The organism is Limosilactobacillus galli, from assembly GCF_947381495.1.
In the GTDB taxonomy this organism is placed as follows: Bacteria; Bacillota; Bacilli; order Lactobacillales; family Lactobacillaceae; genus Limosilactobacillus; species Limosilactobacillus galli.
The window spans coordinates 1-26,007 of the sequence record NZ_CANCWK010000001.1; the positions used below are offsets into that span (position 1 = coordinate 1).

Annotated in this window: 33 protein-coding genes; 4 read left to right on the forward strand and 29 right to left on the reverse strand. The window is 51.4% G+C overall.

Annotation, left to right across the window (positions count from 1 at the left end):
- Nucleotides 1-612 precede the first annotated feature (612 nt).
- Nucleotides 613-1,254: a VTT domain-containing protein gene (locus QOS10_RS00005; protein ID WP_283592932.1), complete on the forward strand. Its 642-nt coding sequence runs from the start codon at nt 613-615 to the stop codon at nt 1,252-1,254.
- On the opposite strand, the gene QOS10_RS00010 is transcribed toward QOS10_RS00005, so the two are convergent.
- The 18 genes from QOS10_RS00010 to QOS10_RS00095 all read right to left on the reverse strand — a co-directional run bounded on the left by QOS10_RS00010 (nt 1,204) and on the right by QOS10_RS00095 (nt 13,626).
- Nucleotides 1,204-1,860, reverse strand: coding sequence for a TIGR01906 family membrane protein (locus QOS10_RS00010; RefSeq protein ID WP_283592933.1), 657 nt, complete (start codon nt 1,858-1,860; stop codon nt 1,204-1,206). The genes QOS10_RS00005 and QOS10_RS00010 overlap by 51 nt on opposite strands.
- The gene (locus QOS10_RS00015) at nt 1,853-2,626 is read right to left on the reverse strand and encodes a TIGR01457 family HAD-type hydrolase (protein WP_283592934.1); all 774 of its coding nucleotides are present in this window, start codon (nt 2,624-2,626) and stop codon (nt 1,853-1,855) included. Before QOS10_RS00015 ends, QOS10_RS00010 begins: the two co-directional genes overlap by 8 nt.
- A complete protein-coding gene (locus QOS10_RS00020) occupies nt 2,623-3,168 on the reverse strand; it encodes a YutD family protein (RefSeq protein WP_283592935.1) in 546 nt (181 codons plus the stop codon). Before QOS10_RS00020 ends, QOS10_RS00015 begins: the two co-directional genes overlap by 4 nt.
- A gap of 46 nt (nt 3,169-3,214) precedes the next feature.
- Entirely contained in the window at nt 3,215-3,823 is a 609-nt protein-coding gene (locus QOS10_RS00025) for a metallophosphoesterase (protein WP_283592936.1), read from the reverse strand.
- Nucleotides 3,824-3,916: 93 nt separating this feature from the next.
- The gene (locus QOS10_RS00030; protein ID WP_283592938.1) at nt 3,917-5,119 is read right to left on the reverse strand and encodes an acetate/propionate family kinase; all 1,203 of its coding nucleotides are present in this window, start codon (nt 5,117-5,119) and stop codon (nt 3,917-3,919) included.
- A gap of 19 nt (nt 5,120-5,138) precedes the next feature.
- Nucleotides 5,139-6,113 (reverse strand): class I SAM-dependent methyltransferase, encoded by a 975-nt coding sequence (locus QOS10_RS00035; RefSeq protein ID WP_326520590.1) that lies wholly within the window; start codon nt 6,111-6,113, stop codon nt 5,139-5,141.
- A 124-nt stretch (nt 6,114-6,237) separates the two neighbouring features.
- Nucleotides 6,238-6,408 (reverse strand): hypothetical protein, encoded by a 171-nt coding sequence (locus QOS10_RS00040; protein WP_283592939.1) that lies wholly within the window; start codon nt 6,406-6,408, stop codon nt 6,238-6,240.
- Nucleotides 6,401-6,829: a ComGF family competence protein gene (locus QOS10_RS00045; RefSeq protein ID WP_283592940.1), complete on the reverse strand. Its 429-nt coding sequence runs from the start codon at nt 6,827-6,829 to the stop codon at nt 6,401-6,403. Before QOS10_RS00045 ends, QOS10_RS00040 begins: the two co-directional genes overlap by 8 nt.
- Entirely contained in the window at nt 6,826-7,116 is a 291-nt protein-coding gene (locus QOS10_RS00050; RefSeq protein WP_283592941.1) for a hypothetical protein, read from the reverse strand. The genes QOS10_RS00045 and QOS10_RS00050 overlap by 4 nt, the downstream gene beginning before the upstream one ends.
- Complete coding sequence (locus tag QOS10_RS00055; protein WP_283592942.1) at nt 7,097-7,525, reverse strand: type II secretion system protein; 429 nt, start codon at nt 7,523-7,525, stop codon at nt 7,097-7,099. The genes QOS10_RS00050 and QOS10_RS00055 overlap by 20 nt, the downstream gene beginning before the upstream one ends.
- A complete protein-coding gene (gene comGC / locus QOS10_RS00060; protein WP_283592943.1) occupies nt 7,522-7,839 on the reverse strand; it encodes a competence type IV pilus major pilin ComGC in 318 nt (105 codons plus the stop codon). The genes QOS10_RS00055 and comGC overlap by 4 nt, the downstream gene beginning before the upstream one ends.
- A 1-nt stretch (nt 7,840) precedes the next feature.
- Nucleotides 7,841-8,911 (reverse strand): type II secretion system F family protein, encoded by a 1,071-nt coding sequence (locus QOS10_RS00065; protein ID WP_283592945.1) that lies wholly within the window; start codon nt 8,909-8,911, stop codon nt 7,841-7,843.
- Complete coding sequence (gene comGA, locus QOS10_RS00070; protein ID WP_283592946.1) at nt 8,829-9,806, reverse strand: competence type IV pilus ATPase ComGA; 978 nt, start codon at nt 9,804-9,806, stop codon at nt 8,829-8,831. The genes QOS10_RS00065 and comGA overlap by 83 nt, the downstream gene beginning before the upstream one ends.
- Before the next feature lie 101 nt (nt 9,807-9,907).
- A complete protein-coding gene (locus QOS10_RS00075) occupies nt 9,908-10,654 on the reverse strand; it encodes a YebC/PmpR family DNA-binding transcriptional regulator (RefSeq protein ID WP_283592947.1) in 747 nt (248 codons plus the stop codon).
- A gap of 72 nt (nt 10,655-10,726) precedes the next feature.
- Nucleotides 10,727-11,584, reverse strand: a complete 858-nt coding sequence (locus QOS10_RS00080; RefSeq protein WP_283592949.1) for a hypothetical protein — start codon at nt 11,582-11,584, stop codon at nt 10,727-10,729.
- A 6-nt stretch (nt 11,585-11,590) separates the two neighbouring features.
- Nucleotides 11,591-12,604 (reverse strand): catabolite control protein A, encoded by a 1,014-nt coding sequence (ccpA, locus tag QOS10_RS00085; protein ID WP_283592950.1) that lies wholly within the window; start codon nt 12,602-12,604, stop codon nt 11,591-11,593.
- Between the two features lie 157 nt (nt 12,605-12,761).
- Nucleotides 12,762-13,193: a hypothetical protein gene (locus QOS10_RS00090; RefSeq protein WP_283592951.1), complete on the reverse strand. Its 432-nt coding sequence runs from the start codon at nt 13,191-13,193 to the stop codon at nt 12,762-12,764.
- Entirely contained in the window at nt 13,186-13,626 is a 441-nt protein-coding gene (locus QOS10_RS00095; protein WP_283592952.1) for a DUF948 domain-containing protein, read from the reverse strand. The genes QOS10_RS00090 and QOS10_RS00095 overlap by 8 nt, the downstream gene beginning before the upstream one ends.
- A 148-nt stretch (nt 13,627-13,774) precedes the next feature.
- Here QOS10_RS00095 and QOS10_RS00100 point away from each other — a divergent pair, with 148 nt between their 5' ends.
- Nucleotides 13,775-14,653, forward strand: a complete 879-nt coding sequence (locus QOS10_RS00100) for a mechanosensitive ion channel family protein (protein ID WP_283592953.1) — start codon at nt 13,775-13,777, stop codon at nt 14,651-14,653.
- Nucleotides 14,643-15,479, forward strand: a complete 837-nt coding sequence (locus tag QOS10_RS00105) for an HAD-IIB family hydrolase (protein ID WP_283592954.1) — start codon at nt 14,643-14,645, stop codon at nt 15,477-15,479. The genes QOS10_RS00100 and QOS10_RS00105 overlap by 11 nt, the downstream gene beginning before the upstream one ends.
- A 41-nt stretch (nt 15,480-15,520) precedes the next feature.
- On the opposite strand, the gene cbpB is transcribed toward QOS10_RS00105, so the two are convergent.
- The 4 genes from cbpB to murI are packed head-to-tail and all read right to left on the reverse strand — an operon-like array spanning nt 15,521 to nt 17,920.
- Complete coding sequence (cbpB, locus tag QOS10_RS00110; RefSeq protein WP_283592955.1) at nt 15,521-15,985, reverse strand: cyclic-di-AMP-binding protein CbpB; 465 nt, start codon at nt 15,983-15,985, stop codon at nt 15,521-15,523.
- 12 nt (nt 15,986-15,997) lie between these two features.
- Complete coding sequence (locus QOS10_RS00115; protein ID WP_283592957.1) at nt 15,998-16,519, reverse strand: metallophosphoesterase; 522 nt, start codon at nt 16,517-16,519, stop codon at nt 15,998-16,000.
- The gene (locus QOS10_RS00120; protein WP_283592958.1) at nt 16,519-17,112 is read right to left on the reverse strand and encodes an XTP/dITP diphosphatase; all 594 of its coding nucleotides are present in this window, start codon (nt 17,110-17,112) and stop codon (nt 16,519-16,521) included. The genes QOS10_RS00115 and QOS10_RS00120 overlap by 1 nt, the downstream gene beginning before the upstream one ends.
- A 16-nt stretch (nt 17,113-17,128) precedes the next feature.
- Nucleotides 17,129-17,920, reverse strand: a complete 792-nt coding sequence (gene murI / locus QOS10_RS00125) for a glutamate racemase (protein ID WP_283592959.1) — start codon at nt 17,918-17,920, stop codon at nt 17,129-17,131.
- A gap of 172 nt (nt 17,921-18,092) precedes the next feature.
- Between murI and QOS10_RS00130 the strand changes: the two genes are divergently transcribed.
- Nucleotides 18,093-18,641, forward strand: a complete 549-nt coding sequence (locus QOS10_RS00130; RefSeq protein ID WP_283592960.1) for a YslB family protein — start codon at nt 18,093-18,095, stop codon at nt 18,639-18,641.
- A 50-nt stretch (nt 18,642-18,691) separates the two neighbouring features.
- Here QOS10_RS00130 and trxA read toward each other — a convergent pair whose 3' ends face one another.
- The 7 genes from trxA to alaS all read right to left on the reverse strand — a co-directional run bounded on the left by trxA (nt 18,692) and on the right by alaS (nt 25,882).
- Nucleotides 18,692-19,006 (reverse strand): thioredoxin, encoded by a 315-nt coding sequence (trxA, locus tag QOS10_RS00135; protein WP_283592961.1) that lies wholly within the window; start codon nt 19,004-19,006, stop codon nt 18,692-18,694.
- An 87-nt stretch (nt 19,007-19,093) separates the two neighbouring features.
- Complete coding sequence (locus QOS10_RS00140; protein WP_283592962.1) at nt 19,094-21,463, reverse strand: endonuclease MutS2; 2,370 nt, start codon at nt 21,461-21,463, stop codon at nt 19,094-19,096.
- Between the two features lie 13 nt (nt 21,464-21,476).
- Complete coding sequence (locus QOS10_RS00145; RefSeq protein ID WP_283592963.1) at nt 21,477-22,007, reverse strand: CvpA family protein; 531 nt, start codon at nt 22,005-22,007, stop codon at nt 21,477-21,479.
- A gap of 71 nt (nt 22,008-22,078) precedes the next feature.
- The gene (locus tag QOS10_RS00150; protein ID WP_283592964.1) at nt 22,079-22,381 is read right to left on the reverse strand and encodes a DUF1292 domain-containing protein; all 303 of its coding nucleotides are present in this window, start codon (nt 22,379-22,381) and stop codon (nt 22,079-22,081) included.
- A gap of 12 nt (nt 22,382-22,393) precedes the next feature.
- Nucleotides 22,394-22,837 carry a Holliday junction resolvase RuvX gene (gene ruvX, locus QOS10_RS00155; RefSeq protein WP_283592966.1) on the reverse strand — a complete coding sequence of 148 codons (444 nt, stop codon included), beginning with the start codon at nt 22,835-22,837 and terminating at the stop codon, nt 22,394-22,396.
- Entirely contained in the window at nt 22,834-23,103 is a 270-nt protein-coding gene (locus QOS10_RS00160) for an IreB family regulatory phosphoprotein (protein WP_057807046.1), read from the reverse strand. The genes ruvX and QOS10_RS00160 overlap by 4 nt, the downstream gene beginning before the upstream one ends.
- 124 nt (nt 23,104-23,227) lie before the next feature.
- Nucleotides 23,228-25,882, reverse strand: a complete 2,655-nt coding sequence (alaS, locus tag QOS10_RS00165) for an alanine--tRNA ligase (protein WP_283592968.1) — start codon at nt 25,880-25,882, stop codon at nt 23,228-23,230.
- Nucleotides 25,883-26,007: the final 125 nt, after the last annotated feature.

Here is a 26,007-nt window from a genome sequence, read left to right on the forward strand (position 1 = left end):
AAAATATAAGAACTTGAATAGCTCTAATTCAAATTAATTAAGCGAATTGACTTCGCAAATGTTTTGCTTCTAATCACCGAAGTGATTGAAGACCCTACACATTTAGTTCGTCAAAACTTTGTTCAGTTTTCAAAGGTCTACCTTGCTGAGTAAACCCAGCAAAATTATTTTATCACATCAGCTTAATCATGTCAAGAACTTTTTTCATTCTAACAATCGCTAAGCAAGCGACTTAAATAATATATCATGTCGTCAGATCACTGTCAACAGTCAATTTTAACAAGCTGTTCAAATTGACGTGTTGGTCACTGACAACGATAACTACTATACCGTGGTCGCCATTCATTGTCAACAGTTTTTTTGGGTAGACGCCATCCTATCAAAAGTTCCTATACTGATTATCCTTTGAAAGCAACCGTTAAAGTTCGCATTATATGATTTATCCATCATAGTAAAAGGCTGGGCGAATCAATTTTGTTCTAAAAGCCAAACAATACTTTTATTTTTCTCTTTCATTCTTTTTTATATATTTCCAAATTACAGTTCACAAAAAGCACTAATCTTGCTAAACTCAAGTATTGTTAACAATAAAAAAGAATAAAGGAGAAAACATTGTCTACATTAATAGATTTCATCCTCCATATTGATGTCCACCTGATTCAAATTGTTAATCAGTTTGGCAATAGTACTTACTTTATACTGCTAGCAATCGTCTTCATTGAAACCGGAGCGGTGATCATGCCATTCCTGCCTGGTGATTCGTTGCTCTTTGCCGCCAGTGCACTAGCGGCAGATCCTCGCTACCACCTCAATATTTGGATCTTTGTTCTGACATTCCTGTTTGCTTGCCTGGCCGGAGACTCGGTCAACTTCTTGATCGGTCATAAAATCGGCAAGAGTCTTTCGAATCATTCACTCTTTGGAAAGCTCATCAATAAGGACAGCTTAGCTAAAGCCGAGGAATTCTTTGAGAAGCACGGTGCGACGGCAATCATCCTAGCTCGATACATGCCGATCATCCGTACCTTCGCTCCCTTCGCAGCCGCTGGATCTGGCTTCCCATATAGCCGGTTCATTCGTTATAGCATTATTGGCTGTACCAGTTGGGTTGCCCTCTGCTGTGCCTGCGGTTACTTCTTCGGTAACCTGCCGTTCGTGCAGAAGCACTTCTCAATCATTATCCTGGCGATCATTGTAGTAACCCTAATCCCGGCGATTGTTGGCTTTATTCGTTCGAAGCTTGGGAAGGCCTAGTTCAAACATCAGCCATCCCCACAAAGTGCCGATCAATAAAAGAGCCACCACTAGCCAGATCATAAATAGGCGCCAGAAGAACTGTTCTGGCATCAAAAGGATGATCGGGTCTCGTTGCGGTGAAAAGAGCCAGTCATGATTAGTAAACAGCACCCGATGCATGGCAACAAAGTCCGCAGAGAAGTTAATCAGCGGAAGCCATGCCAACATTACAATCAAATATAATGACCACTTCAACGGTAAGAGTAAGCGCCACAGCTGCCCTTGCCGTTTTTGTTTATGCACTAGCCAAATGGTGATGACCAGACTAACCCCGCTCACCAATTCACCGATTAACAGTAAATGCCGCACATCACGAAAATGAATGAGCGCCTGGGCAGTTATGGGAATGCTTTGCAATTGAAGGTGCCTTACCCAGGGCAGTTCAAGATAGGCCAATAGCCGCCAGTAATCAGTCTGTACCTGCCCCCGTGTCAAGCAAAGGAGAGCAGCTGCCGATACGTGAATAAACAGCGGTGACAAGTTAACGGTAATAAAAAGGGCAACCCCGATCACAGTCAGCACACATAGTATGACCGTCACGATTGCCCGTAATTGCTTATTCAACTGTCCACTCATCAAGGCTGTTCACCGTATGGGTCGGCTGAACCGGCATTGCCGCCACCTGTTCCGGCGTTGACAGTCCCGTGTAGACCAGCAGGCTGTCCATCCCCGTATTAATGGCGGCACGAATATCCGTGTTGTAGTTATCACCAACCATCACGACCTGGTCTTTGGTCAATCCCGCCTTTTGCAGAGCCATCTTCATGATTGTCGCCTCGGGCTTGCCAATCATAATCGGCTGTTGCTGGGTCGCATACTCGACCAGCTTAACCAGGGAGCCGGCTCCCGGCACCATCCCCCGTTCGTTGGGCAGGTTGCTGTCCGCGTTGGTCCCGATAAAGGTTGCTCCAGCCCGGATCAGCAAAACGGCGGTCTCCAGCTTAGCGTAGGTTACCTGGGAATCTAGGCCAACCACCACATAATCGGGGTGCTGGTCAGTCAACCGGAAGTGACGATGCCTTAAAGCGTCTCTTAAGCCGCTCTCCCCGACTGCGTAAACCCGTCGCCGGTCACCGGCTGCCTTGTCGAGGTAATCGGCAGTCGCCAGTGCAGTCGTGTAGACATTGTCAGCGGTGACGTTGATCTGGTGATTCTCCCGCAGGTTATTGGCCACAAATTCTGGTGTCCGGGTACTGTTGTTGGTTACGAACAGCACCGTCTTCCCAGCATCCTGCAGACGCTTGATAAAACGGGCCGCAGCGGGAATCCGTTCAGTTCCCTTATAGGTGGTCCCGTCAAGATCGATAAAGTATCCTTGGTAATCCTTCATTTTTTTGCTCCTTGTCGACGCTTATGAATAACAAACTTCTGCTGATGATTGCCGGTCTTAACCCGTTCCGCATGCTGGTGGCGGCGATGGCGAACGCCGGGCTGCTTAAGCTTGCGCCGACGTTCCTTAATCACTGGACTCTTCGGCCCCTTCTTCCCCCGCCGACGCCGGCGCGGAACCCACACATCATCGTTGTGAATGATGAAGTAGGCACAGCCAAAGTTACAGTCTTCGTAAAGGTAATCCTCAATCGTATCCACGCCCTGCTCAGGATTGAATTGCGGGTTGCTCTTATCATAGAAGCCCTTGAGGCGAAGCTGGTCGTAGCCCCAGTCGCCGACAATATAATCGTACTTGCTGAGAATATTGCTGAAGCGCTTGGCCAGCTCCTCGCCGCTAAAACCATCCCGATATTCTTTGACCAACTCATATGGATGCCCATTCAGCGTAAAGCGCGTATGGTCCTGGGCCGTGAAGTGGTACAGGTCCGCCCGCTGTTCTTCCCGCTGGTCAATGTAGTCTTGTATTTTTGCTCGGTTCATCCGCATTCCCCTTTATAGTCTGTCTTCATAAATCATACCACAAGTATCACTTCCGCTTGGCAAAGTCAACTGCCTTGCGTTCCACCATCTGTTCAACCTCCGCAAAGTTCAGCGGCTCGCCAAAGGCCGGTTTATCAGTCAGATAAGCTAATTCAGGGCTATCAACGCCCACATTAATGTTTTCCTTAGCGGGAACGGTGTAATGGTGAATATGACCATGAAGGTTGATAATTTGCGGAGCGATCCCCAGCATCATTGGATAATGGGTCAGGTAGTACTGCCGGTGATCATACTTCAGCAGAACCCCCACGTCGTGAAAACGAAACTTAGGCAGGCCGCCAAACTCATAGTTATGTGCCGCTAAGTACTTAAACAGGGTCCGGCTGTCATGGTTCCCCTTGATCAGGACCAGGTGTCCATTGAGGCTGTTTAAGACCTCAAAAACTGCTTCATACGATTTCTTCGCTGGCTTGGTGAAGTAGAGGGCGATGTCGCCAAGATGATAAACAATATCATCCGTCCCTACTTTGTTATTCCAGCTATCGATAATCGTCTGGTTCATCACCTGAACATTTGGAAATGGCCGCGGCGCAAAATCATCGATCCCCAGTAGGTCACTGTGGAAGAAATGCGTATCAGCCGTTACAAATTGCATATAATCACCCTCCTGCTTGTCTTATTATACAAAATAACCTAAGGCTGGACTGTTCCAGTCTTAGGTTATTTTTATTCATTCATCATTTAGAGCTTACTTACCCTGTTCCTTCTTCAGACGTTCAATATCATGAACAATCATTAATTCCTCGTTGGTTGGAATAAGAAGCGTCTTGATCTTAGCGTCATCAGTAGATAGGTCACGTTCAACCCCGTGGCACTTGTTCTTTTCCTGGTCAATCTTGATGCCAAAGTAAGCCAACTTATCGGTAACTAACTTCCGCACTGGAATACTGTTTTCACCAACCCCAGCAGTGAAGACAATCGCATCGGCGCCGCCCATTTCAGCAATGTAGGCACCAACGTAGCGCACGATCCGGTTGACGTACATGTCAAGGGCCAGCTGAGCCTGGTCATTACCCTTGTCAGCAGCGGCCAGGATGTCACGCATATCTGGTGAAAGTTGGGAAATCCCCAGCAGACCAGACTTGTGGTTCAAGATGCTGATCATCTCTTGTGAGGAAACCCCCAGCTTTTCTTGAACAAAGGCAACCAGGGATGGGTCGACATCCCCAGAACGGGTTGCCATGGTAATTCCGGCCAGTGGTGAGAAGCCCATGGAAGTATCGTAGGACTTGCCGCCCTTGATTGCCGTAATGGAAGCACCGGCACCAATGTGCATCGTGATCAGCTTCAGATCCTTGAGCGGCTTACCAAGCATCTTAGCAGCCCGGCCGGCAACGTAACGGTGACTGGTACCGTGAGCACCGTACTTCCGCGCACCATATTTCTCGTACCATTCATAAGGAACACTGTAGAGGGCGTTCATCTTTGGCATGTTAACGTGGAAGGAGGTATCAAAAACAGCAACCGCAAAGGCGTTCGGCAATACCTTCCGGAAGGCCTTGATCCCAATCAATTCAGCGGGGTCATGCAGTGGAGCGTACTCAGATAATTCATCAATCTTCTTGATGACGTCATCATTAATAACTGCCGAATCCTTAAAAAATTCACCACCGGCAACAACCCGGTGACCAACGGCAGTGATCTCGTCGTAGCTCTTGACGATTCCCAGATCAATCAGCTGATCCAAGAGGTAGTTAACAGCGGCACCATGATCAGCAAACGGCTTTTCTTCCTCGTGCTTTTGGCCATCGCCATACTTGATCTTGGCGTGACCCATCTTTTCGCCAATCCGTTCGATGGTTCCTTCAGCAACCACGTCTTCGCTTGGCATATCAAATAGCTTAAACTTTAATGTTGAACTCCCCGCATTAACGGCAATTGTCTTTGACATTATAAAACTGTCTCCTTTACTAAACTAAATTCGTAGCAACCCAGTGATCGATCTCTCCTACAAAGTCGCCAAATTCCTTGGTTTTCTTGAACGATGGGAACTCGCCCAAGAGGACCTTCGTTGCCTGCTTGCTGCCACCGCCATGACGCTGCAGTAAAAGAATCGCCTTTTGCGCTGCCGGGTTGGCAAATAATTCAGCTGGCAGGTTAACGAGTCCCTGCAGGTAAGCGACCGATTGGATCCACTTAACAAATGACTGTGCTTCCTTGGTCTGGAATAAGTTGCTTGGCACCAGGAATACCCCAAAGCCACCAGGCCGCAAGTAATTCATCGACTGTTCAATCAAGAGATGATGAACGTAAGAGTGTCCCTTCTTCGCCCGCGTCTGGTAGTTCTTAGTATTTTGATCCAGCGGATAATAGCCAATCGGCAAGTCAGACACTGCTAAATCACATTGCGGAATATCCAATGCATTAATAGCATCCTGGTGATACAGGTCCACATTCAGCTTCTGCAGTGCGACACTGGCACTTGCAACTTCGAGCATCGCTGAATCATTATCGATTCCATAACCGTGAATTGGCTCTTTGCTTGCCTTTTGCAACTGGTTGATGACTGTTGTCAAAAGGTTGGCTGTGCCCACCGCCGGATCAAAAATACTGTACGACCGGTTGATCTTCGTTACCTTTTCAATCAAAAAGGCCATCAGAAAGCCAATCGTGTCTGGCGTCATCTGGTGGTTAGCTTGAATGGCATCCTTGCGAATAACCTTCAAAAAACTCAGCTGAACCAATTGCCGCAATGCCTCGGCATCTGCGTTGGCGATATCAAGCTGTTGATAAATTTCTTGCAACTTCTTGACCGTTGCTGGATCAGGAACCCCATCTTCAACTTGCACTTCGTTGTCATTGACGTTCTCGATGTTTTCGAGCATGGCATCAAGGTATGAGCTCCGCAATGCGGATCGAAGAATCTCCGTTCCCTGGTCAAACAATTGAAATAATTGTTGTGGTGTTTGCTGTGCCAGTGTTGGTCACCTCCGTTAGATTACAATCATTCCACTTAATAGTTTACCGATTAAAACGAATAAATTCAAGAATCCGCCTTTCACTAAACAATTATTTTTCATTTGATAAGTTATGGGCCGCCTCATGGAGAAACTGCCGGGTCAGCTGATCCTCAATCAGCCATTGTTCAGCGTAGTAATGATATTGCCAAACCACCGCTAAACAGATAACTGCGAGAACAACCATCCCCGTCAGCAGGGCATACCCCCGCCGCCTACTCATGATAGAACTGAATAACCCCTGCCAATTTTTCGCCATTTTCCCGTGTCACCTCCACCAGGACCCGGCGTCCCGGCAATTGCTTAAAAGTACATGCTTCAATCCCGCTGAATAACGGCATATAACCCCCGCGGCTCCACGAGGTTAGGTACAGGTTATCGTTGTGTTTTTGCAAAAGGTAATCCAGATCGGTTTGCGGACTGTGGACCCTGATGTTGTCAACGTGAACCTCCTGCAGGACAAAGTGGTGGCTACCCGCTTCCATCTCTTTTAAGAAGACGTACCAGTCAACCGAACAGTCCAGTGAATGGCGATTACTAGCCGATAGGGCCGTCAGCGACCACCCTGCCAACAGCAGCGTCAAGGCGGTGATGGCCAGTGCAGCAACGCATTCAATAATGGTGAATCCTTTAAAATGTTTCATCTTCGCAGCGACACCACCAATCGCGAATTCCGGTAGACCGTTATCCGATCAGGGCCGGCCACCGCCTTGTATTCCCCACGCTCAATGGCAGCGGGATGTCCCGTGGCCAGCAGCTGGTCACTGCTTTCCTTTGCCAGCCGGGCCGCCATCAACTTGGTATCATGCTTGGCCTGCTGACGGGTCAACTGTTGTTGGCAGGTCAGCAAAGTGATAATTCCTAAAGTCACCACCGCCAGTGCTAAGATGCTATCGGCCATTACAAAGCCGCTAATCCGGTACTTTTTCAAGTCGATAACCTCCCCACGCTAATTGAATTTTCATCAGATAACGACAATGCTTCAGGCGTGATTTAAACTCGATTGTCTGTGGAGCAGCATAGCCAGTCTTGTCAATGATAAACATATCAAATGGTTCAACCTCAATTGTCGGCGGAATGTTCAAAATGGTCCGGTGACCATCAGAATTAAAGACAATTTGCCGGGTACTTAAATAATGCTGAACGGTAGTCGATTGATGCCGAACCTGGGCCGTGACCTGGGCCGCCCGCCAGTCCTGACGCAGCTCATGCCAGAATTGCTGCTCAGCAATTGCCTGCCGGCTCGGCTGAAAAGTTGGCGTAATCACCAGGTAAATGACTGCTACGAGCCCCAGAACCACAATCATCTCAACACTGGTGAACGCCCGCCGGTTCTTCATCGTTGGACCGCCTTCCCATTGACAACTGCAATGTGTTCTTTCTTAGCCTTCTGCACCTGGGCCGCCGTCAGATAATCATGCTGACGGAGCTGGTCCAGACTGACATTGGTGGCGCCGGTTTCGTTTTCGTAAGCATCAACCTGGGTCTGAACCACTGATACCATTGCATCCCGGTGGATTCGGCTGGCGTTTTGCCGCTGGTGAGCAAGGTTAGGCAGGATAATCAGGATCAGCAGGCTGATAATGAACAACACAATCGACATCTCCAGCAGTGTAAAGGCTGGCTGTTTTTTCATCAAATACTTTTTTACCATGTCATGCAACCCCCTGTAAGGAATGATAAATTGGCAGCAAAATACTCAGGTATAGGGCAACAATAATTCCCGCAATCAGGACAAAAATAACTGGTTGGACCCACAGCAACAACCCTTCAATCGCTTTCACCAACCGCTTAAATTGTAGCTGGGCAAAAACAGCTAGTTCGTCGCCAAGTTCCTCCAAAGTGGCACCCTTGTTGATAAAGACAAGCAATTCATCCGGAATGAAGGGATAGTGAATAATCACCTCATCAACCTGTTTGCCCTCCGCCACTAATTCACGGATAATGGCGCCGAACTGGTAAAGAAGAGATTGTGGATCATATTGACCGGTCACCCGGATAATCTCCTTCAGCGATAGGCCATGCCGAAGCATCCCTGCCAGGTTGGTTGTCAGGTAGTAGCCATAATAAAGGCGAAAGCAACGCCCAAAGAATGGCAACCGGCACCGCCACACCATCCGTTGACAGGTTGTTAGCCGCCGCCAGTGCCGCCACTGAAAAGCCCCAATGATCACTAGGCCGGTTAGCAGATACAACCCCAAGTTCAGACTGATCTCGCGCCAAGTCCCGCCCTGCGCATGTGTCTGCCAACTGTTAAGTTCGGGGTAGACGAAAATCACCAGGCCGCTGACGACGATCGCCAGCATTCCTAAAAGGAGGAGCGGGTACTGTAACAATCCCCGAAGTTTACGGCGCTGCCGAGCCTCAGTCAGGCGCAGCGTTCCCAACTCCTTCAGTGTCTGGGGTAAGGCTCCGTGCAGCTCTGCCAGGCGCAACTGATAATACAGGTCTTGACTCACATACTTTTGCAACCCGGTTGCCAGCATCTCCCCCGCCGCCATCTGTTGTTCGACATCGGTTAGCAACGGCTGCAGGGCCGGCATCACCGTTTTGGTAAAGCGCAGGGCATGCTGGAGCGAAAAGCCTACCGTCAGCAAGTCATGAACCAGCAAAAACCACTGGCCCTGGACGAACGGCGTAAACTTAACCGTTTTGGTACTTGGCCGCTTCTTCAGGTGTGATCTGGCCCAGCGATACCGCCTGGTCAAGATAGTGTGTCCACGCATCGGTCATTCCCCTCCCCTGCTGCTTTTTCACTTCTTTTATCAACGCCGTCCCGTTCAACTGGTCAAACAGGACGGCCGGGGTCCCATCGGTTTGCATCAATAGGCGCTGATAGCAAACCCCGGTCATGACCTGCTCAAGATAGTAGGATGGGACTCCCAGCTGAATTAGCCGGGCAATCACCCCGTAGGCATCACGGGCGTGAACGGTGCCCAATACTAAATGCCCGCTCAAGGCCGCCTGAATCGTCATCATGGCGGTCTGGGGGTCGCGGATCTCCCCAATGATAAAAACGTTAGGCCGGTGACGAAGCCCCAGCCGCAACAATTGCTGATACCCCATCCCCGCCAAGTCATTGATCTGGAGCTGGATGAACCGGGGCTCGTTGATTTCTACCGGATCCTCGATCGTCATGACGACCTGCTTACTCGCCAGCTCCCGGGCCAGCCGGTACATTGTCGTCGTCTTCCCCGATCCCATCGGTCCCGCAAAGAGGATCAGGCCCCGGCGGTGCAGCATTGTCTTCAGTTCCTGCCACTGCTCCGGAAAAAGCAGGTGATAACGGTCATCAGTCAGCTGGTAAATAAAACGGACTACCAGCGATTCCCGGCCCTGGTAGTCGCCAACACTGGACAGACGCAGGTTGACCTTTTCCGGACCGCAATGCCAAGTCATCGCCCCCAGCTGCGGCCGACGGTGCTCACTGACGGCCATGTCGGCACGGTACTTCAGGTAGGTAATCAGGCGGCAGCCATAGTCTTGCGGAACCTCTTTGAACAGTTTTAACTGTCCCCGTTCGGCTGCCATGAGCCGGTAATAGTTCTTAAACGGCAGTACATAAAGGTCCGCAATCCGCCGACTGATGATCACGTTCAGGTCCTTTTCAAAGGCTTCCATTATCCATCCCCCCTACTTAATAAGGACGGCAAAGAAATACTTTTAAACGAAAAAAGAGCTACTGAAAATTCAGTAGCTCTTTAGGGGTTCAATAACCCAAATTATTCTTCGTCGTCATCGTCGTCTGGCAGAATACCAGTTTCGTAGATGTCGGCAACATCATCGTTAGCGGTCAATTCATCAATTAAGTGACGGTATTGCTTGACCTTGTCTTCAGGAACGGCAGTCCGGTTTTGTGGGATCATCGTTACTTCGGCCGTATCCAGTTCGTAGCCCTTGCCTTGAAGAACGTCGCGAACACTAGCCATGTTGCTTGGGTCAGTGAAGATTTGGAACTTCTCATCACTGGCCTTCATGTCATCGGCACCAGCATCCAAGGCGTCCATCAACATGTCATCTTCACTGGTATCCAGACCATCACGAAGAATTTCGATCAGGCCCTTGCGATCAAACATGTAGGAAACGGAACCACTAGCACCGAGGGAACCGCCAGAGTGGCTGAAGGCAGAACGAACAGCGGAGGCCGTCCGATTCTTGTTATCAGTCAGTGCGGAAACCATAACGGCAACACCACCCGGAGCGTAACCTTCGTAAGTTACTTCTTCGAACTTGGCACCACCAATACCAGAAGCCTTAGCAATGGCCCGGTCGATGTTCTTCTTTGGCATGTTAGCCGCATGTGCCTTATCAATTACCAAACGCAGTTGAGCGTTGTTCGCTGGATCAGGATCACCTGCTTTAGCTGCTTGGTACAAATCACGTGAGATTTTCTGGAAAATCTTACCACGCTTAGCATCTTGGGCGTTCTTCCGCCCTTGAATGTTATGCCATTTTGAATGTCCTGACATTACTGACTCCTCTTTTCTTAATTAATGTGATAAACAGATAAATTTTAGCAAAGTTTAGTGATTAATTCAAGGTTAACGGCGGGAAAGCAGCCGCCGGCCAAATATCCGCCAGATAAGCAGAATGATGGTAACCACCAGAACCATGCCAATCATCGTCAACGCCGTCCGCATAAAATCAGTTGACAGCTGGGCAACAAAGGCGGTGTAGTCAGGCTGATCGGCCGCAAGCTGTGGGGCCAGCTTGCCAATTGCACCGCACAGGGCCCCATCGATAATAACCGTCCAGATTCCCATCCGGCTGAAGCTCTGCGCAAAGTGACGGCCCAAAACAGCAAGAACTGCTAGTACCATCAGGCCGATCCCGGTTACCGTGAAAATCATATTAGTTGCCACCTTGGCGAGGTGGATTCCGTTTGCCAAACGCGCCACTGCAGGCGTGTTCAATTGCCCATTAACCACACTGTTAATATTTTGGCTCAGCGCAGAAGAAGCTGCACTGCCTACGCCGGCAAGACCATATTGAGCAAGCTGACTATCGGCCGCCGCCCCGGCCCGCTGAGTCACTGTGCTGAGGTCCAGGTGAATATTCTTGCCGGCATAGACCTGGTTGACCGCCTGATTAAGCAGGCGGTCCGTATCCTTATCGGTCAGGACCGAAGTCGGCACCCCGTAACGCTCCAAGGCCCCGTTCACCTGATCGGTAATTGTCGTTTCCACCACTGAGTTTCTGACCTCATGGAGGACAAATTTAGGATTGAGGATGGTCGCATTCAAGATCGCACTCAAAATGAACAGGATCAAGAAGATGGTTCCCCAAAGGTTAAAGAAGTGGTTGCTTTTCTCTGCCGCTGGTTCTGGATCAGAAACCGGCGGCGTGCTGGCCTGTTCGGCCGCTTCCCGCTGGGCACGGATTTCACTTCTGGTTGTCAAATCTTTTTACCGGGTTGACTGCCGGTTTGCAAAGCCGTGATCCAAGATGACATCCTTCTCATCTGCGTCCGCAGCAGAGTCTTTGCCATCCATCAGCTTAGTCAGCAGCCGCATTGCAATCGCACCAATATCATAAAGCGGTTGAGTGATCGAGGAAATCGTTGGCCGGGAGATCTTGGTGTAGGTGGTATCGTTTGAAGAAATGATCTCAAACTCTTCGGGGACCTTGACCCCATTATCAGTCAAGCCGTTCAGCAGACCGACCGCCAGGTTATCATTGCTGATGTAGGCAGCCTTGACGCCTGCTTCTACCAGCTTCTTGGCCTGGTCATAGCTGCTCTGGTAGGTTCCGTCGGTTTCCACGACCAGCTGGTCATCAAAATCAATGTGGCGTTCTGCCAAAGCGGCCTTGTAACCGCGCAGCTTATCATTACCATTGATAACGTACTTCAGGGGACCGGTGACAAAGGCCACGTGATCCTTGGCATTATCCAAAAGCTTCAGCGTGGCTTCCTTAGCAGCGTTTTCGTAATCGATCCGGACGGTTGCCAACTCATCATCGTTTACGACAGAACCGGCCACTACCACGGGGGTGTTGCTGCTCTTAAGCTCATCGCGCAGCTCGTCTGGCATGCTGTAACCCATGAAGATAATGCCATCGACCTGCTTGGCCAGAAGGTTCCGCACCACCTTGAGGACCTTGTCATCATCGTTGTCGGAGTTGGTCAGAATGATATTGTACTTGTACATTGAGGCAATATCATCGATTCCCAAGGCCAGGTCCGCAAAGTAAGGATTGGTAATCCGCGGAATAATAACCCCAACGGTAGTGGTCTTCTTGGAAGCCAGGCCCCGTGCAACTGCGTTTGGCCGGTAGTTAAGCCGCTTGATGACGTCCATGACCTTCTGGCGGGTAGCCGGCTTGACGTTCGGATTACCATTGACAACCCGTGAAACAGTTGCCATCGAAACCCGCGCTTCACGTGCCACAGTGTAAATTGTTACTGATTGTTTCTCCATAAGATAGCCCTTTCTTCACTGATCTTGTCTGTTTTCATGACTTTTCATAACTTTACTAATATATCAGATCAGCCCTCAAATGGCAAACGTTTTCAACAAAAAAATGGCAACTAACTGTCTTTTTTACAGACCGCCAGTTGCCATCACTGATTCTTACCTATTCAGCATCCTTTTTATCCTGATTGTCGGTGGCATCGATCACGATATCATCATCAACAACCGGGTCATCGTTATCATCTGGGTGAGCGGCAGCCGCCAGCTCCCGCCGGATGTCGGCCGTCTCTTGGTCAAAATCATCGTTCGTCAACCGATCGGTAAGGTGGCTGGCCGTCTGCTTGGCCTTATCCTTGGCACCCTTGACGCCATCAACAACTCCGCTGAACCGGTCGCCGGCTTCTGACTCGGCGATCTTAGCATCAACAATGTCGAGGGCATCCAAGGCGTAGTCAGTTGTCCAATCGGCCAGGTCGGTTGCTGTCTCGTTGACTCGTTGCTTTAATGCTGTTTTCTTCTCGTCAGGCAAAAGCTTCCAGGCAGCCGCAGTTACTGCACTGCCCAGGAGTGCCCCGATTAATGCTTTCTTACTCATCTGTCTCGACTCCTTTCTTTTCTGCACGCCGTTTTCTGAACCGCGTAATTCCGTTCACAATCGCAGTCTTACCAACTGTCTTCAACAGCCCCATTCCCAGTTGAGCCTTCTCCCGCCGGGCATTAACCTTTTCCGTTACTTCATGCAGGCTGTCGTTGATATCGATTACGCTCTGGCTGACATCAGCCACCGCCTTGACAGCCGGGTCCAGCTGGCTGGACTTCTTGTTAATGTCTTCCAACAAGGAATTGGTGTTGCCGAGGACATCCTCAACTTCCTTGCTCAGGTTATCCATGTCACGCGTCAAGAGTGTGATGCTGGCGTTGGTCTCCTTTATTGTCTTACTCAATTGTGTCAACACAACACAGGCAAACACAACCAGAATCAGAAAAGCAATGGCAGCAATCAAACCCGCTAATTGTCCAAAAGTCATCGTACTCCTCCTTTGAATCAGTGGTCATCTATATGGGTTATTTACGATTAGAATATCACAAAACGGGGCCGAACGACAATTGTCCTATCGACATTTCACGGCATTCCCTGTTAGAATTGACCTAATTACTAACGAGGGGGAAAATAATATGGCCATCGCTGCCAGCTATGCCCAGTTTAATAAACAAATTGAGGAGGTCCGCAAAGCCTTCACCGACCTGTCTTGGCACCAGATTCTCCAGCAATGCCTGAATAAGCTCCTGTTAATCGTACTGACGTTCCTGCTCTTTGCGGTTATTCTGTGGCTTGGACGGCTCATCATCAATCACTTGTTTCTTGAATCTAACAAGTACCAGCTCCTGAAGAACAGCAACCGGTTGGCTACCATCCGGGCCCTGACCCTTAACATCTACCGCTATACCTGCTACTTCTTCTTCCTGTACGCCCTGCTCTCCGAGATTGGCGTCCCGGTTGGCACCCTGATCGCCGGGGCCGGGATCTTCAGTATCGCCCTCGGGCTGGGGGCCCAGGGATTTGTCAGCGACCTGGTCAACGGCTTCTTCATCCTGCTCGAACAGCAGCTTGACGTGGGTGACATCGTTGAAGTCGATAATATCAAGGGAACCGTCACCGCGCTCGGCATCCGGACAACCAAAGTCACCAGCGCGGACGGGACGCTTAACTACATCCCCAACCGCAACATCACCATTGTTCGCAACTTCTCCCGCAACGACATGGTGGCCAACGTTGATATCTACATCGCCCCCAATGCCGTGCTCTCTGCGGTCAGGGATGTGGTGGTGACCGTCAACAAAAAGCTCATCGCCACCACGCCGGAGCTACGGGCCCAGCCCGTAATCGTGGGACCCGTCACGGTGGGCACCCAACTGGCCTTCCGGGTAACCATCACCGTTGCCAATGGCAGTCAGTCCCGGATTTCCAGCAAGTTCCTGGCCGCCTACTTACAGGCCCTGCACGCCCAAAATATTCCATTATCATGGGAGGGAAATCATCACAATGACCATTAAACTAATCGCTACTGATATGGATGGTACTTTTTTACGTGACGACCATCATTATAACCAGCGCCGTTTCAAACGCCTCTTCCGCCAGCTCCAAAAGCGCAACATCCGCTTTGTAGCGGCGAGCGGCTCCAGTTTCCCCCGGCTGGCGCGGGAATTTCAACCCTACGTTGACCAGATGGACTTCATCTCGCAGAACGGTTCCGTCATCCACCACGGCCATAAGTTTCTCGCGGCCTACCCCATTGAGGTAACCGCGCTGGAGCGGGTGATGCACATCCTCGACCGCTTCTACGGTCCCCAGGATATCAACCAGCTCGTTGTTTCCGGGCCGACCACTTCCTACGTTGACCAGCAGATGGATACCAAGAACTTCGCCATCGTTAAGCTCTTTTACGAAAGGGTGGTGCGGGTCCCGGATATCCGCCAGGTCTTCAGTGAATATCCCGACGAACGTTTTACCAAGATCTCAATCAACTTCGCGCCCCACATTGACCTCAATAGGGTGGCAGCCGTGATGGACGGCTACCTGCCGCCTTCTTTGATCGTTGAGAACTCGGGTTTCAACACTGACCTGATCGGCAATGCGCAGGGAACCAAGCGTAATGCCTTGGCCGTTCTCCAGCACCGTCTCCACCTGCGTGATGATGAAATCGTCACGTTTGGCGATAATGAAAATGACCTGGGGATGCTGGCGATGACCTCCCGGAGCTACGCCATGCAGAATGCCAACCCGGTTATCAAGCTGCAGGCTGCTCACACCACCGACATTGATAACAATCATGACGGGGTACTTGAAACCATCGAACAACTATTGAAAAACGATTATTAAATACGAAAAGGACCAGCGGAATTTTGTGCTGGTCCTTTTTATTATTTATCTTGAATTTGATAGAAATGATCAAAGTTATGCACGGTATAATTTACTGCCTTCAGCAACTCACGCCGGGTGACAATTCCCCGGAAATGCTGCTTGTCATCCACCACCGTCAGGAAGGACTGGTCGATCAGCAGGTGAAGGTTCTCCTCCACGTCAAAGGGATCGGTAATCGTCGGGGCATCCGTCTGCATGACGTCGCCAACCACAAATTGCTGCAGGCGGTTAACGGCGATCCGCCGGGTGTCCAGCAGACGGTCAGTGATCATCGCCAGTGAGATCAGTCCCCGGTAGCGATTATCGTTATCAATCACCACAATCTTGGCGTAGCGATCCTTGGTCAGAACCAGGAAGGCATGGTCCAGGCTGTTGGTTACATTGACGGTGGCAACCAGACTCGCGGGAATCATGAATTTCTGCTTGTTGGTCAAGAGCATCTGCTGCAGGTGTTGGTCAATCACAAAAAGGGCCTCCTAACGATTAAAGACAAAGTGCAGGTCGGCAACCGGCTGGTTATCACGGGTGTAGTAGTCAACGCTGAAGCGCTCATCGTCAATCCCGACTACTGCATAGGTTCCGCCAAGTCCAGCATACTGTCCCCGCGGCAGACTGATGCTGCCGGGGTTGATCATCAGCATGCCGTCCTCGACCGTCACGGCGAGCTGGTGGGTATGACCGTAGCAGACCATATCTGCCCGTTGTTCCTGCCCCTTAAGCATCAAGGGCGTGAGCGTGGAATTGACCTGGTAGCGGTGGCCGTGGGTAGCGTAGATTCGCCGCTTATCCTTTACAACCGTCTGCTCCAGCGAATATTCCAGACCCCAGTCGTTATTTCCCTGCGCCGCGACGTCAAAGCGCTGCATCACCGGCAATGTCGGTACCATTTCCGAATCGCCGCAATGAATCATGAAGTCCACCCGGTCCTGCCAGGACTGCGTTACCTGCTCCAGGATCTGCTGATCACCGTGGTTATCACTGATAATTAAGGCCTTCATCATGCTTGCCACCATTCTGGGAATTTGGCCATGAACTCACGCAAAGCGGCCCCCCGGTGACTGATGGCGTTCTTCTGGTCCGCCGTCAGCTCAGCCATCGACTTGCCCAGCGATTCAACGAAGAAAAGCGGGTCATAGCCGAAGCCATTCTCCCCGTGGCGCTCGCGAAGGATCCGGCCATCAGCCCGGCCGTTAGCAACCAGCTTGGCCCCATCCGGCTTCAATGCCACAATAGTTGTGTGGAAGTGGGCGGTCCGCTTTTCATCGGGCACATCCGCCAGCTCATGCAGGAGCTTGGCGTTATTGGCCGCATCGTCGTGGTCCCCAGCGTACCGGGCAGAGTGGATGCCCGGCGCCCCGTTTAAGGCATCGACCACTAGACCCGAGTCATCAGCCATCACGGGCAGGTTCAGGGCCGCCATCACGGTTTGGGCCTTAATCGTCGCGTTTTCTTCAAAGCTGGTTCCATTCTCATTGATCTTGATCGGCGCAAAATCAGCCAGTGTCTTCACCGTGATGCCATGCGGGGCGAGCATCTTCCGGTATTCCCGGGCCTTGCCGGCGTTCTTGGTAGCAATTACTAATGTGGTCATCTGAATATCCTTCTTTCTACAAGTCAACGTGGTCGCAACTGGTAAACTGGCCAGCAAGCCACTTCTCGGCACCAGCAACCAGGTCGGCCCGCTCACCGGTTGTGTACAGTCTGATCATACCGGACGGCTTATCCGTCAACAGTCCGTGCTTGGTCAGCAGCTCCTGTGCCTGCTTGATCGTCTCGTAGGCCGGATCAATCAGCAGGACGCCGTCACCCATCTTCCGTTGGATCTCAGCCGCCAGGAATGGGAAGTGCGTGCAGCCCAGAATCAGGCCATCAACCGGGTGCTGGTCAAAGTAGGCCAGCTCCGTGTCAACGGTCTGCTGAGCAGTTGGCGTCCCGGTCAGGCCATGCTCAACAATCGAAACCATGGGCTGGGCCGCGTGGCTGTAAACTGTCATGTTGGCGTCGAACTGGTGGAGGGTTCGGGGGTAGGCCCCCTTCTCAATTGTTGACGCGGTCCCGATTACCCCGACCGTCTTCAGGTGGTGGTTAACCGCTGCGGTGGCGCCCGGTTCAATCACCCCGATCACCGGTACCGGCAGTTCGCGCTGAAGCAGGGGCAGGGCCGCCCCCGTGGCCGTATTGCAGGCGATGATCATCATCTTGATGCCTTGGTCCACCAGAAAGCGGCCAATCTTCAGCACCAACTGCTGCAGTTCTTCCTGGCTCTTGGTCCCATAGGGAAAGTGGCCCTGGTCCCCCACAAAAATGAGTGATTCATCGGGAAGCTGCTTATGCAGGACCCGCATTACTGACAGGCCGCCCAGTCCCGAATCCATTAAGCCAATTGGCCGTTCATCCATTTTATTCACCTCATTATTATCATTAACAATTCAATTTCATCCGTTTAAAATTGCTTGAAACTATATTATGGTTTTCAATCGCAAAATTTGCAAGTTTTAAAAATTTTTACTATTACCACCGTCATTTTTAAGTATAATAGGACTTGATTGCGATAAAGGAGTTAAAAATATAATGAGTCAAAAACGTTATGATCAATTGCTAGCCAGTCATCAAGGGCTGATGAACGGGACCCTGCGCGACGTCATCCTGCCAAGCATTCTCGGCAAGGAAGCCGACGACATGCTCTATTGGATCGGCAAGGATCTCGCGCGCGAATACCCCGTCGCCACCCACGACGATCTCATCATTTTGACTCATCAGCTGGGCCTGGGCGAACTCAAGCTGCAGCGACATGATAAGGCCAGCCAGGTCTGGCGGCTCGGCGGTCCGCTCGTTGCCGAACGGATCCACCGCGACGAGGAGCAAACCTCCTTTGGCCTGGAGCTGGGCTTTCTGGCTCAGGAAATTGAGTTTCAGCTCGGCACGGTGGCCGAGGCGGAGCTTTCTGACCGCCACCACGAATACGTCGACATCACCGTCCAAAACGATCCCAAAACCGATGCCGATAGTGAACGAAGCGAGCTGGTGACCTTCATCCACGTTACCGCCCCGCAGAAAGATGAAGAAGCACCCAAGAAAAAGCACAAGCACTCACTGCTTAAAAAGAAACACAAAGAATAGTAAAAAAGCCCTGATGAACGAAGCGCTGTTCATCAGGGCTTTTGTGTTAGTTAGGCCGTGTATTGTTGCAGAATCTGCTGAAGCTGTTCCTTTGGGTGGTAACCGACGATCTGGTCAACTACTTGTCCATCCTTCTTGATCATCAGGGTTGGGATACTCATAATCCGGAACTTGCGGGCGGTATCCGGGTTCTGGTCAACATCCATCTTGTAGAAGTTAACTCCAGCCATCTCCTCGGATAATGCCTCAACTACCGGTGACTGCATCCGACATGGGCCGCACCAGGTTGCCCAGAAGTCAATCAGAGCGACCCCATTTGCAGTATCTTTTTCAAAACTTTGATCAGTTGTTACGTTAACAGCCATTAGTTTTTCCTCCTATTAAATTGATACTTTCATTCTAGCAGAGGCCAATTACCCTGTCACGAATTCTGCTTACTTTTTATCGGTTAATTACAGGTTAACAATGGTTGCCCCATCGCCACCGTTGTTTGGGGCGGCGTAACTGAAGGACTTGACCCGCGGATTACTCTGCAGGTACTGCTGGGTTCCCTTCCGTAGGGCCCCGGTTCCCTTACCATGAATGATGGTAACTGAGGACAGATTGTTCAGGAGGGCGTGGTCAATGAAGTCGCTGAGCTCGCTCATCGCCTGTTCATAGCGGTGTCCCCGCAGGTCAAGCCGGGCTGAGGTGTGCCGGGTCTGGGTAGTGTGAACCGCGCTGGACCGCCGCGTCGCCTTTTCCTTTGGCAGAGACTTCTTATCAACCTTTTCCAGGTCGCGTTCGTCGATCTCCATCTTGAGAATCCCAATCTGGACTTCCCACTTGTGGTTGCCGCGCTTATCCAGCAGCTCACCATACTGGCCATACGACTTGACCATCACGGCATCCCCCTTGTGAAGGTCGTGCTTAGCCTTGGCCCGCTTGAGGACACTGTTGTGCTTAAGCCGCGGGTCCTCCTGGTGCAGGGCATTCAGGGCCCCCTGGGCGTCAATCAGCTGGTTCTCCTTAACGTTGGCCCCTTGCTGCATCTCCAGCTGGCGGAGGTGATGGATGATGCTATTGGCCTTGCGCTTGGCCATTGATACCTGGTGGTTGGCCTTAGAGCGGGCCTGGTCGAAGAGCTTGTCGCGCTGTTCGTTAAACCGGGTCAGCTTCTCATCCAGCTCCTTTTGGGTCCGTTCATTATCCGCTACCAGCTTGGTCAGCCGTTCGTTCTCCTCCCGGGCGGCCTTCCGCTGCGCCACCAGGTCACCGATCATCTTGTTGAGGTCCTGACTGTCATCACTTACCAGGGACCGGGCCTCATCAATTACGGCCGCATCGATTCCCAGTCGTTGGGCAATCTCAATCCCGTTGGAGCGACCAGGGATTCCCAACATAAGGCGGTAAGTCGGCTGAAGGGTTTCGGTGTCAAACTCCATGCTGGCGTTGATGGTCTTGGCCCGGTCGTACCCATAGACCTTCAGCTCTGGGTAGTGGGTCGTAATGACTACCGTGCTCCCCTTGCTGCCGATCTGGTCCAAAATGGCCATGGCCAGGGCGGCCCCTTCCTTTGGGTCCGTCCCGGCACCAAGTTCATCCAGCAGGACCAGGCTCCGGTCGGTGATCTGATCCAGAATGGCCTTCACATTATCCATGTGACCGGAGAAGGTCGAGAGGTTCTGCTCCAGTGACTGCTCATCCCCGATGTCGGCGAAGATGTTATCGAAGACGCCGATCGTGCTCCCTTCCTCAGCTGGAATGAACAAACCGGACTGCCCCATCAATTGGATCAAGCCGAGGGTCTTTAAGGTGATCGTCTTCCCACCGGTGTTTGGACCGGTGATCACGATGGCCTGGTAATCCTCGCCAATCTTGATGTCGTTAGGGACAACTTTCTTGGGATCAATCAAGGGGTGGCGGGCACGACGGAGATTGACGTGGTTCTCCCGACTGAGCAACGGCAGGCTGGCCTTCATATCGTGGGCCAGGGCCGCCTTAGCATTGATGAAGTCGAGTTTCCCCAGTACCCGTTCGTTATTCTGAATATCATGCCGGTATGGGGCAATCAAAGCCGACAGCTCGGCCAAGATCCGTAACATTTCCTGGCGTTCCTCAATCTGAGCCTGGCGCAGGCGGTTGTTGTACTCAACCACCCCAGCTGGTTCAATGTAGAGGGTCTGCCCACTGGCACTCTGGTCGTGGACCACTCCGCCCAGTTTATTCCGGTAACGGGCCAGGACCGGCACAACGTAGCGGTCATTTCTGATAGTTACCACCGGTTCACTCAGGTACTTGGCACCCTTTCCCCGCGTGTAACGTTCCATCTGCTGGTGGATCTCGCCTTCCGTCTTCACAATCAGCTGGCGAATGCCGTGCAGCTTGCTGGAGGCTTCATCATTCAGTCGGCCATCCGGGTCCACCGAACGGACCAGTCGCTGGGTAATTGAAGGGATCGTGACCAGCCGGTCGACCAGTTGGTCCAAGACCCGTAACTTGATCTTCTTTTCCCGCAGCTCGTCGAAAAAGTTCTTCACACTCATACTGGTCTGCAGGACCTTGGTCACCTGGGCCAGCTCTGTGCCGTTCAGGTTGGCGCCGATCTTGAGCCGCTTCATCTGGGGCTGAATATCGGCCAGTTTGGGAATCGGAATGCCGCCTTCAAGCCGCAGGATATCGGCACCATCAGTGGTCTCCGTCAGGTATTGCTGTACCCGGTCATAGTCGCCCTGCGGCACCATCCGTTCTAGCTCATGATGACCAGCTGCCGAAACCAGGTAGTGGGCCAGCATCCCCTTGATGCGTGCAAATTCTAGTGTTTCCGTAATTTTGTGGTTCATTCTCACTCTTCCTTTATTTAATAAGCGTATTGATCATTAATTGGGCCAGGGCCGGTGTTTGATTGATCATGAACTGAGCCAGCCCCGAATTGGCAAGCTGCAGCTGCCACCAGCCAGCTGGCCATAGCTGCAAGATCACCAGGGCCACGTAGATTATCACGTAGCCGATTACCAAAGATAATATTCCCCCGGCGAGCCGGTCAAAGGTACCGATAATCGGCAGCCGCTTGATCCAGCGCAACTTGCCGATCCCCCAGTGACAAAGGGCCGAAACCAGGGTGAAAATCGCCAGGAAAGCAATCCCGTTATAGAAAAAAGTGTTATTGTTGACCGCTCTCAGAATCATGGTGGAGTATGCCGCACTCTGGCTGACATCGGGCAGCAAACTGCTAAGGCCGCCGCCAATCGCCCGCGCCCCCCACTTGGCAACCAGCCAGCTGACCAGGTAGGTTCCCGTATACAGGGCCATCATCAACAGGCCGCGGCGGTGGCCGTTGATGAAGCAGCCGATCAGGATCAAAATAATTAATGTTGTCAGAATCATGTTATTACCCTATCGATAGAAAAGGGAAGCGACAGCACTATAGCTGTCACTTCCCGATTACTCACTATATTTTAAGCATTGAAGTTCCCGTCATCATCGAGGAAGGTGTTAAGGACCTGTTCAACCATGTCCCATTCCTTGTCATCCTCAATTGGTACTAAGTCCTGGCCATCGCCGTCTTCGTTATCTGCAACGATGTAAGCCTGGATATCAACCGAATCATCATTCTCCTGCTCGGCAGGGTAGATAAAGATGTAGGACTTGCCATAATCATCAGAGTCAAAGGTGAACAGCTCCTTGAAAAGCTGTTCGTTACCGTCCTCGTCGATCAGGGTGATTAAGTTTTCATCGTTATTAGATTGTTGTTTGCTCATATGAATTCATCCTTATTTTAATTTCTGGACTAAGCGGCCGTGACGATCCAAGTAGCTCTGCAAGATAAAGGTTGCAGCAACTTCATCGATCACCTTTTTTTGTTTGGCCCGGGAAATGTCGGCTTCTTCGACCAACATCCGGTGAGCCTCAACGGTGGTTAGTCGTTCGTCTTGGAAATCAACGGGAATATCAGGAAAACGTTGCAAAAGGAGTTCGCCATAGTGCTTAGAAGCATCAACCCGCGGCCCCTCGGTATTGTTCATGTTCTTTGGCAGGCCGACCACGAAGCCGGCAACCTGTTCTTTTTGGACCAGCTCAGCGACGCGGTCAATCCCAAAGACTTCATTGTCTTCGTCGATGGGAATAATCTCAACCGCCTGCGCTGTCCATCCCAGGGGGTCACTGACCGCGATCCCAACCGTCTTTGAACCGACATCCAGACCCATTAGTCTCATTTGGTTTCACCGTTATTCTTCAGATACGACACAACTAATTCCTCAATGATCTCGTCACGCTCGTGCTGGCGGATCAAATTCCGGGCATCATTTAAACGGGGAATGTATGCCGGATCACCAGACAGAAGGTAGCCCACAATCTGGTTGATCGGGTTGTAGCCCTTCTCCTCTAAGGATTCATATACCGTCTTGAGGGTATCCTTGATATTCTTCTGTCGTTCCTGACCAAAGTCATAGAACATTGTTTCATCATTATTGGTAGTCATAAATCGTCACCTCCGGCTAGTCTCTTAGCTATATATTTTACTATAAATATTGCTAAATCACAATTGTGACGTTTTCGGGGACGAAAAAAGGATAACCAGGTTCCCCCGGTTACCCCTATTACGGTTACTTATTCATGTATTCCTTAGCGAGTTTCAGCGCATCCTGAATCCCGGCTGGGTTCTTCCCACCGGCCTGGGCCAGGTTTGGCCGACCACCGCCGCCACCGTTGATGGCCTTGGCAATGGACTTGATCAGGTCGCCAGCCTTTAAGCCGGCCTTGACCTTGTCGTCACTTACGGCAACCAACAAGTTGGCCTTGTCACCGTTGGCCGTTCCAAGAACCAATACGTCGGAGAGCTTCTTAGCCCGCCAGCTGTCGGCCAGCTGACGCAGTTGGCCCATCCCGGCAACCTTGACCTCAGCGGCGATCAGGCTCCCCCGCTTGGTGTCCTGAACGTTTTCAAAGACGTTGTTAGCCTGTTGAGCAGCGATCTTGGCTTCCAGAGCGGCACTCTTCTTCTGGGCTTCCTTCAGTTCAGCCTGCAGAGCAGCAACCTGGTGAGGAACCTCCTTGATCTGGGCAGTCTTCAATTCTGCCGCCGTCTGTTCCAGCAGGTTATCGCGGTCTTGGAGGAACTTGAAGGCGTCGCTGGAGGTAACGGCTTCGATCCGCCGAACACCGGCACCAACCCCACCTTCGGAAATGATCTTGAAGAGCCCCAGTTCGTTGGTGTTCTTGACGTGGTCACCACCACAGAATTCAGTGTTGTAGTCACCAATCTTAACGACCCGGACCTTGTCACCGTACTTGTCGGAGAAGAGGGCAATGGCACCCATCTCCTTGGCGGAATCAATGTCGGTCTCAACGGTCTTAACCGGAATTTCCTTCCAGATCTGCTCGTTGACCATCTGTTCAACCGCCTGCAGGTCCTTGGCCGTAACCTGCCCAAAGTGGTTGAAGTCAAAGCGCAGGTAGTGTTCCTCAACCAGGGAACCAGCCTGCTGCGTGTGGCCACCCAGAACGTTCCGCAAGGCTTGGTCAAGCAGGTGCGTGGCGGTGTGGTTCTTCTCGATCTTCAGGTGACGCAGCCGATCCACAACCAACTTGTAACGGGCACCCTTCTTCAGTGGGGCCGTCAGTTCAACCCGGTGCAAGTTCTGCTGGTTTGGTGCGTGCTGAACGTCGACAACCCGGCCGACCTTCTTACCGTAGTTGTCGATGATGTCTCCAGTATCGGCAACCTGGCCACCCATTTCAGCATAGAATGGGGTGACGTCAAAGATAACCTCGATGTCCTTGTCGTCAGCGTCGGCAGAGTCTGCCTGCTTGCCATCATGGGCCAGCCCAATGACCTTGGCATTGTCCACCGTCAGATCAGTGTAGCCAACGTACTTGCTGTCTTCCTTGAAGTCCGTCCACAGGTCAGTTTGAACACCCATTCCGTTGTCCATGTCACGGGCGTTCCGGGCCCGGTTCTGTTGTTCAGTCATAGCTGCTTCAAAGCCCTTCTGGTCAACCGTCAGGCCCTCGTCACTAGCGTATTCCTTCGTCAGTTCAATTGGGAAGCCGTAAGTATCATAGAGCTTGAAGGCCGTCTTCCCGTCGATCTCGTTGGTACCGTTCTGCTTGGCTTCAGCGATCACGTTGTTCAAGAGGTTCAAACCACCGTTCAGGGTTGCACTGAAGCGGTCTTCTTCGGACTTGATGACGGAAGCAATGTAGTCGGCATTCTCCAGGACATCTGGGTAGTAGTCCTGCATGATCTTGCCAACCGTTGGGACCATCTTAGCCAGGAATGGCTTGTCGATGCCCAGCTTCTTGCCGGCAACCACGGCCCGCCGGAGCAGACGCCGGATGACATAGCCCCGACCCATGTTGGATGGCAAGGCACCGTCACCGATGGCAAAGGTGATTGTCCGGATGTGGTCGGCGATGATCTTGAATTGGATATCGTCTTCCTTGTTTACGCCGTACTTCTTTGTTCCGCTGAACTCTTCGGTCTGCTTGATCAGCGGCATGAAGAGGTCGGTTTCAAAGTTGGTTGGGGCGTTTTCAAAGATGGAAACCACCCGTTCGAGCCCCATTCCGGTATCAATGTTCTTGTGCGGCAGCGGCTCGTAAGTATCCTCAGGGGTGTGGTTGAACTGACTGAAGACGATGTTCCAGATTTCCAGGTAGCGTTCGTTTTCTCCACCCGGGTAGTTCTCCGGATCGTCGTCAGCCAGGTTGTTGAATTCCTGACCACGGTCATAGAAGATTTCGGTATCAGGACCGGATGGACCCTGACCAATGTCCCAGAAGTTATCCTCGTCCGGGATCAGGTGGTCCTTAGCAACCCCGACTTCACGCCACTTATTGTAAGCGTCGTGGTCCTTTGGGTAGTAGGTGATGTAGAGCCGCTCGGGGTCAAAACCGAACCACTTGTCGCTGGTCAGCAGTTCCCAGGCCCACGGAATAACCTCGTTCTTGAAGTAGTCACCAACGGAGAAGTTCCCCAGCATTTCAAACATGGTGTGGTGCCGGGCAGTCTTCCCAACGTTTTCAATATCGTTGGTCCGAATACTCTTCTGTGAGGAGGTCATCCGCGGGTTTTCCGGAACAACCTTGCCGTCAAAGTACTTCTTCATCGTAGCAACTCCGGAGTTGATCCACAGCAGGGTTGGGTCATTGACCGGAACCAGGGATGCACTTGGCATGATCTTGTGCCCGTGTTCTTCGAAGAACTTCAGGTACATCCGCCGAACTTGAGCACTGTTCAGCTTCTTCAACTTTTTCATGATATCTCCCTTTCCAAAAACAAAATCCATCCTTGCGATCAGAGACGCCGGACGACGCGGTACCACTCTGTTTGCAACGATGGATTTCGTTTACCTCTTATTTCTCGACTAACCGCCGAGTTGAA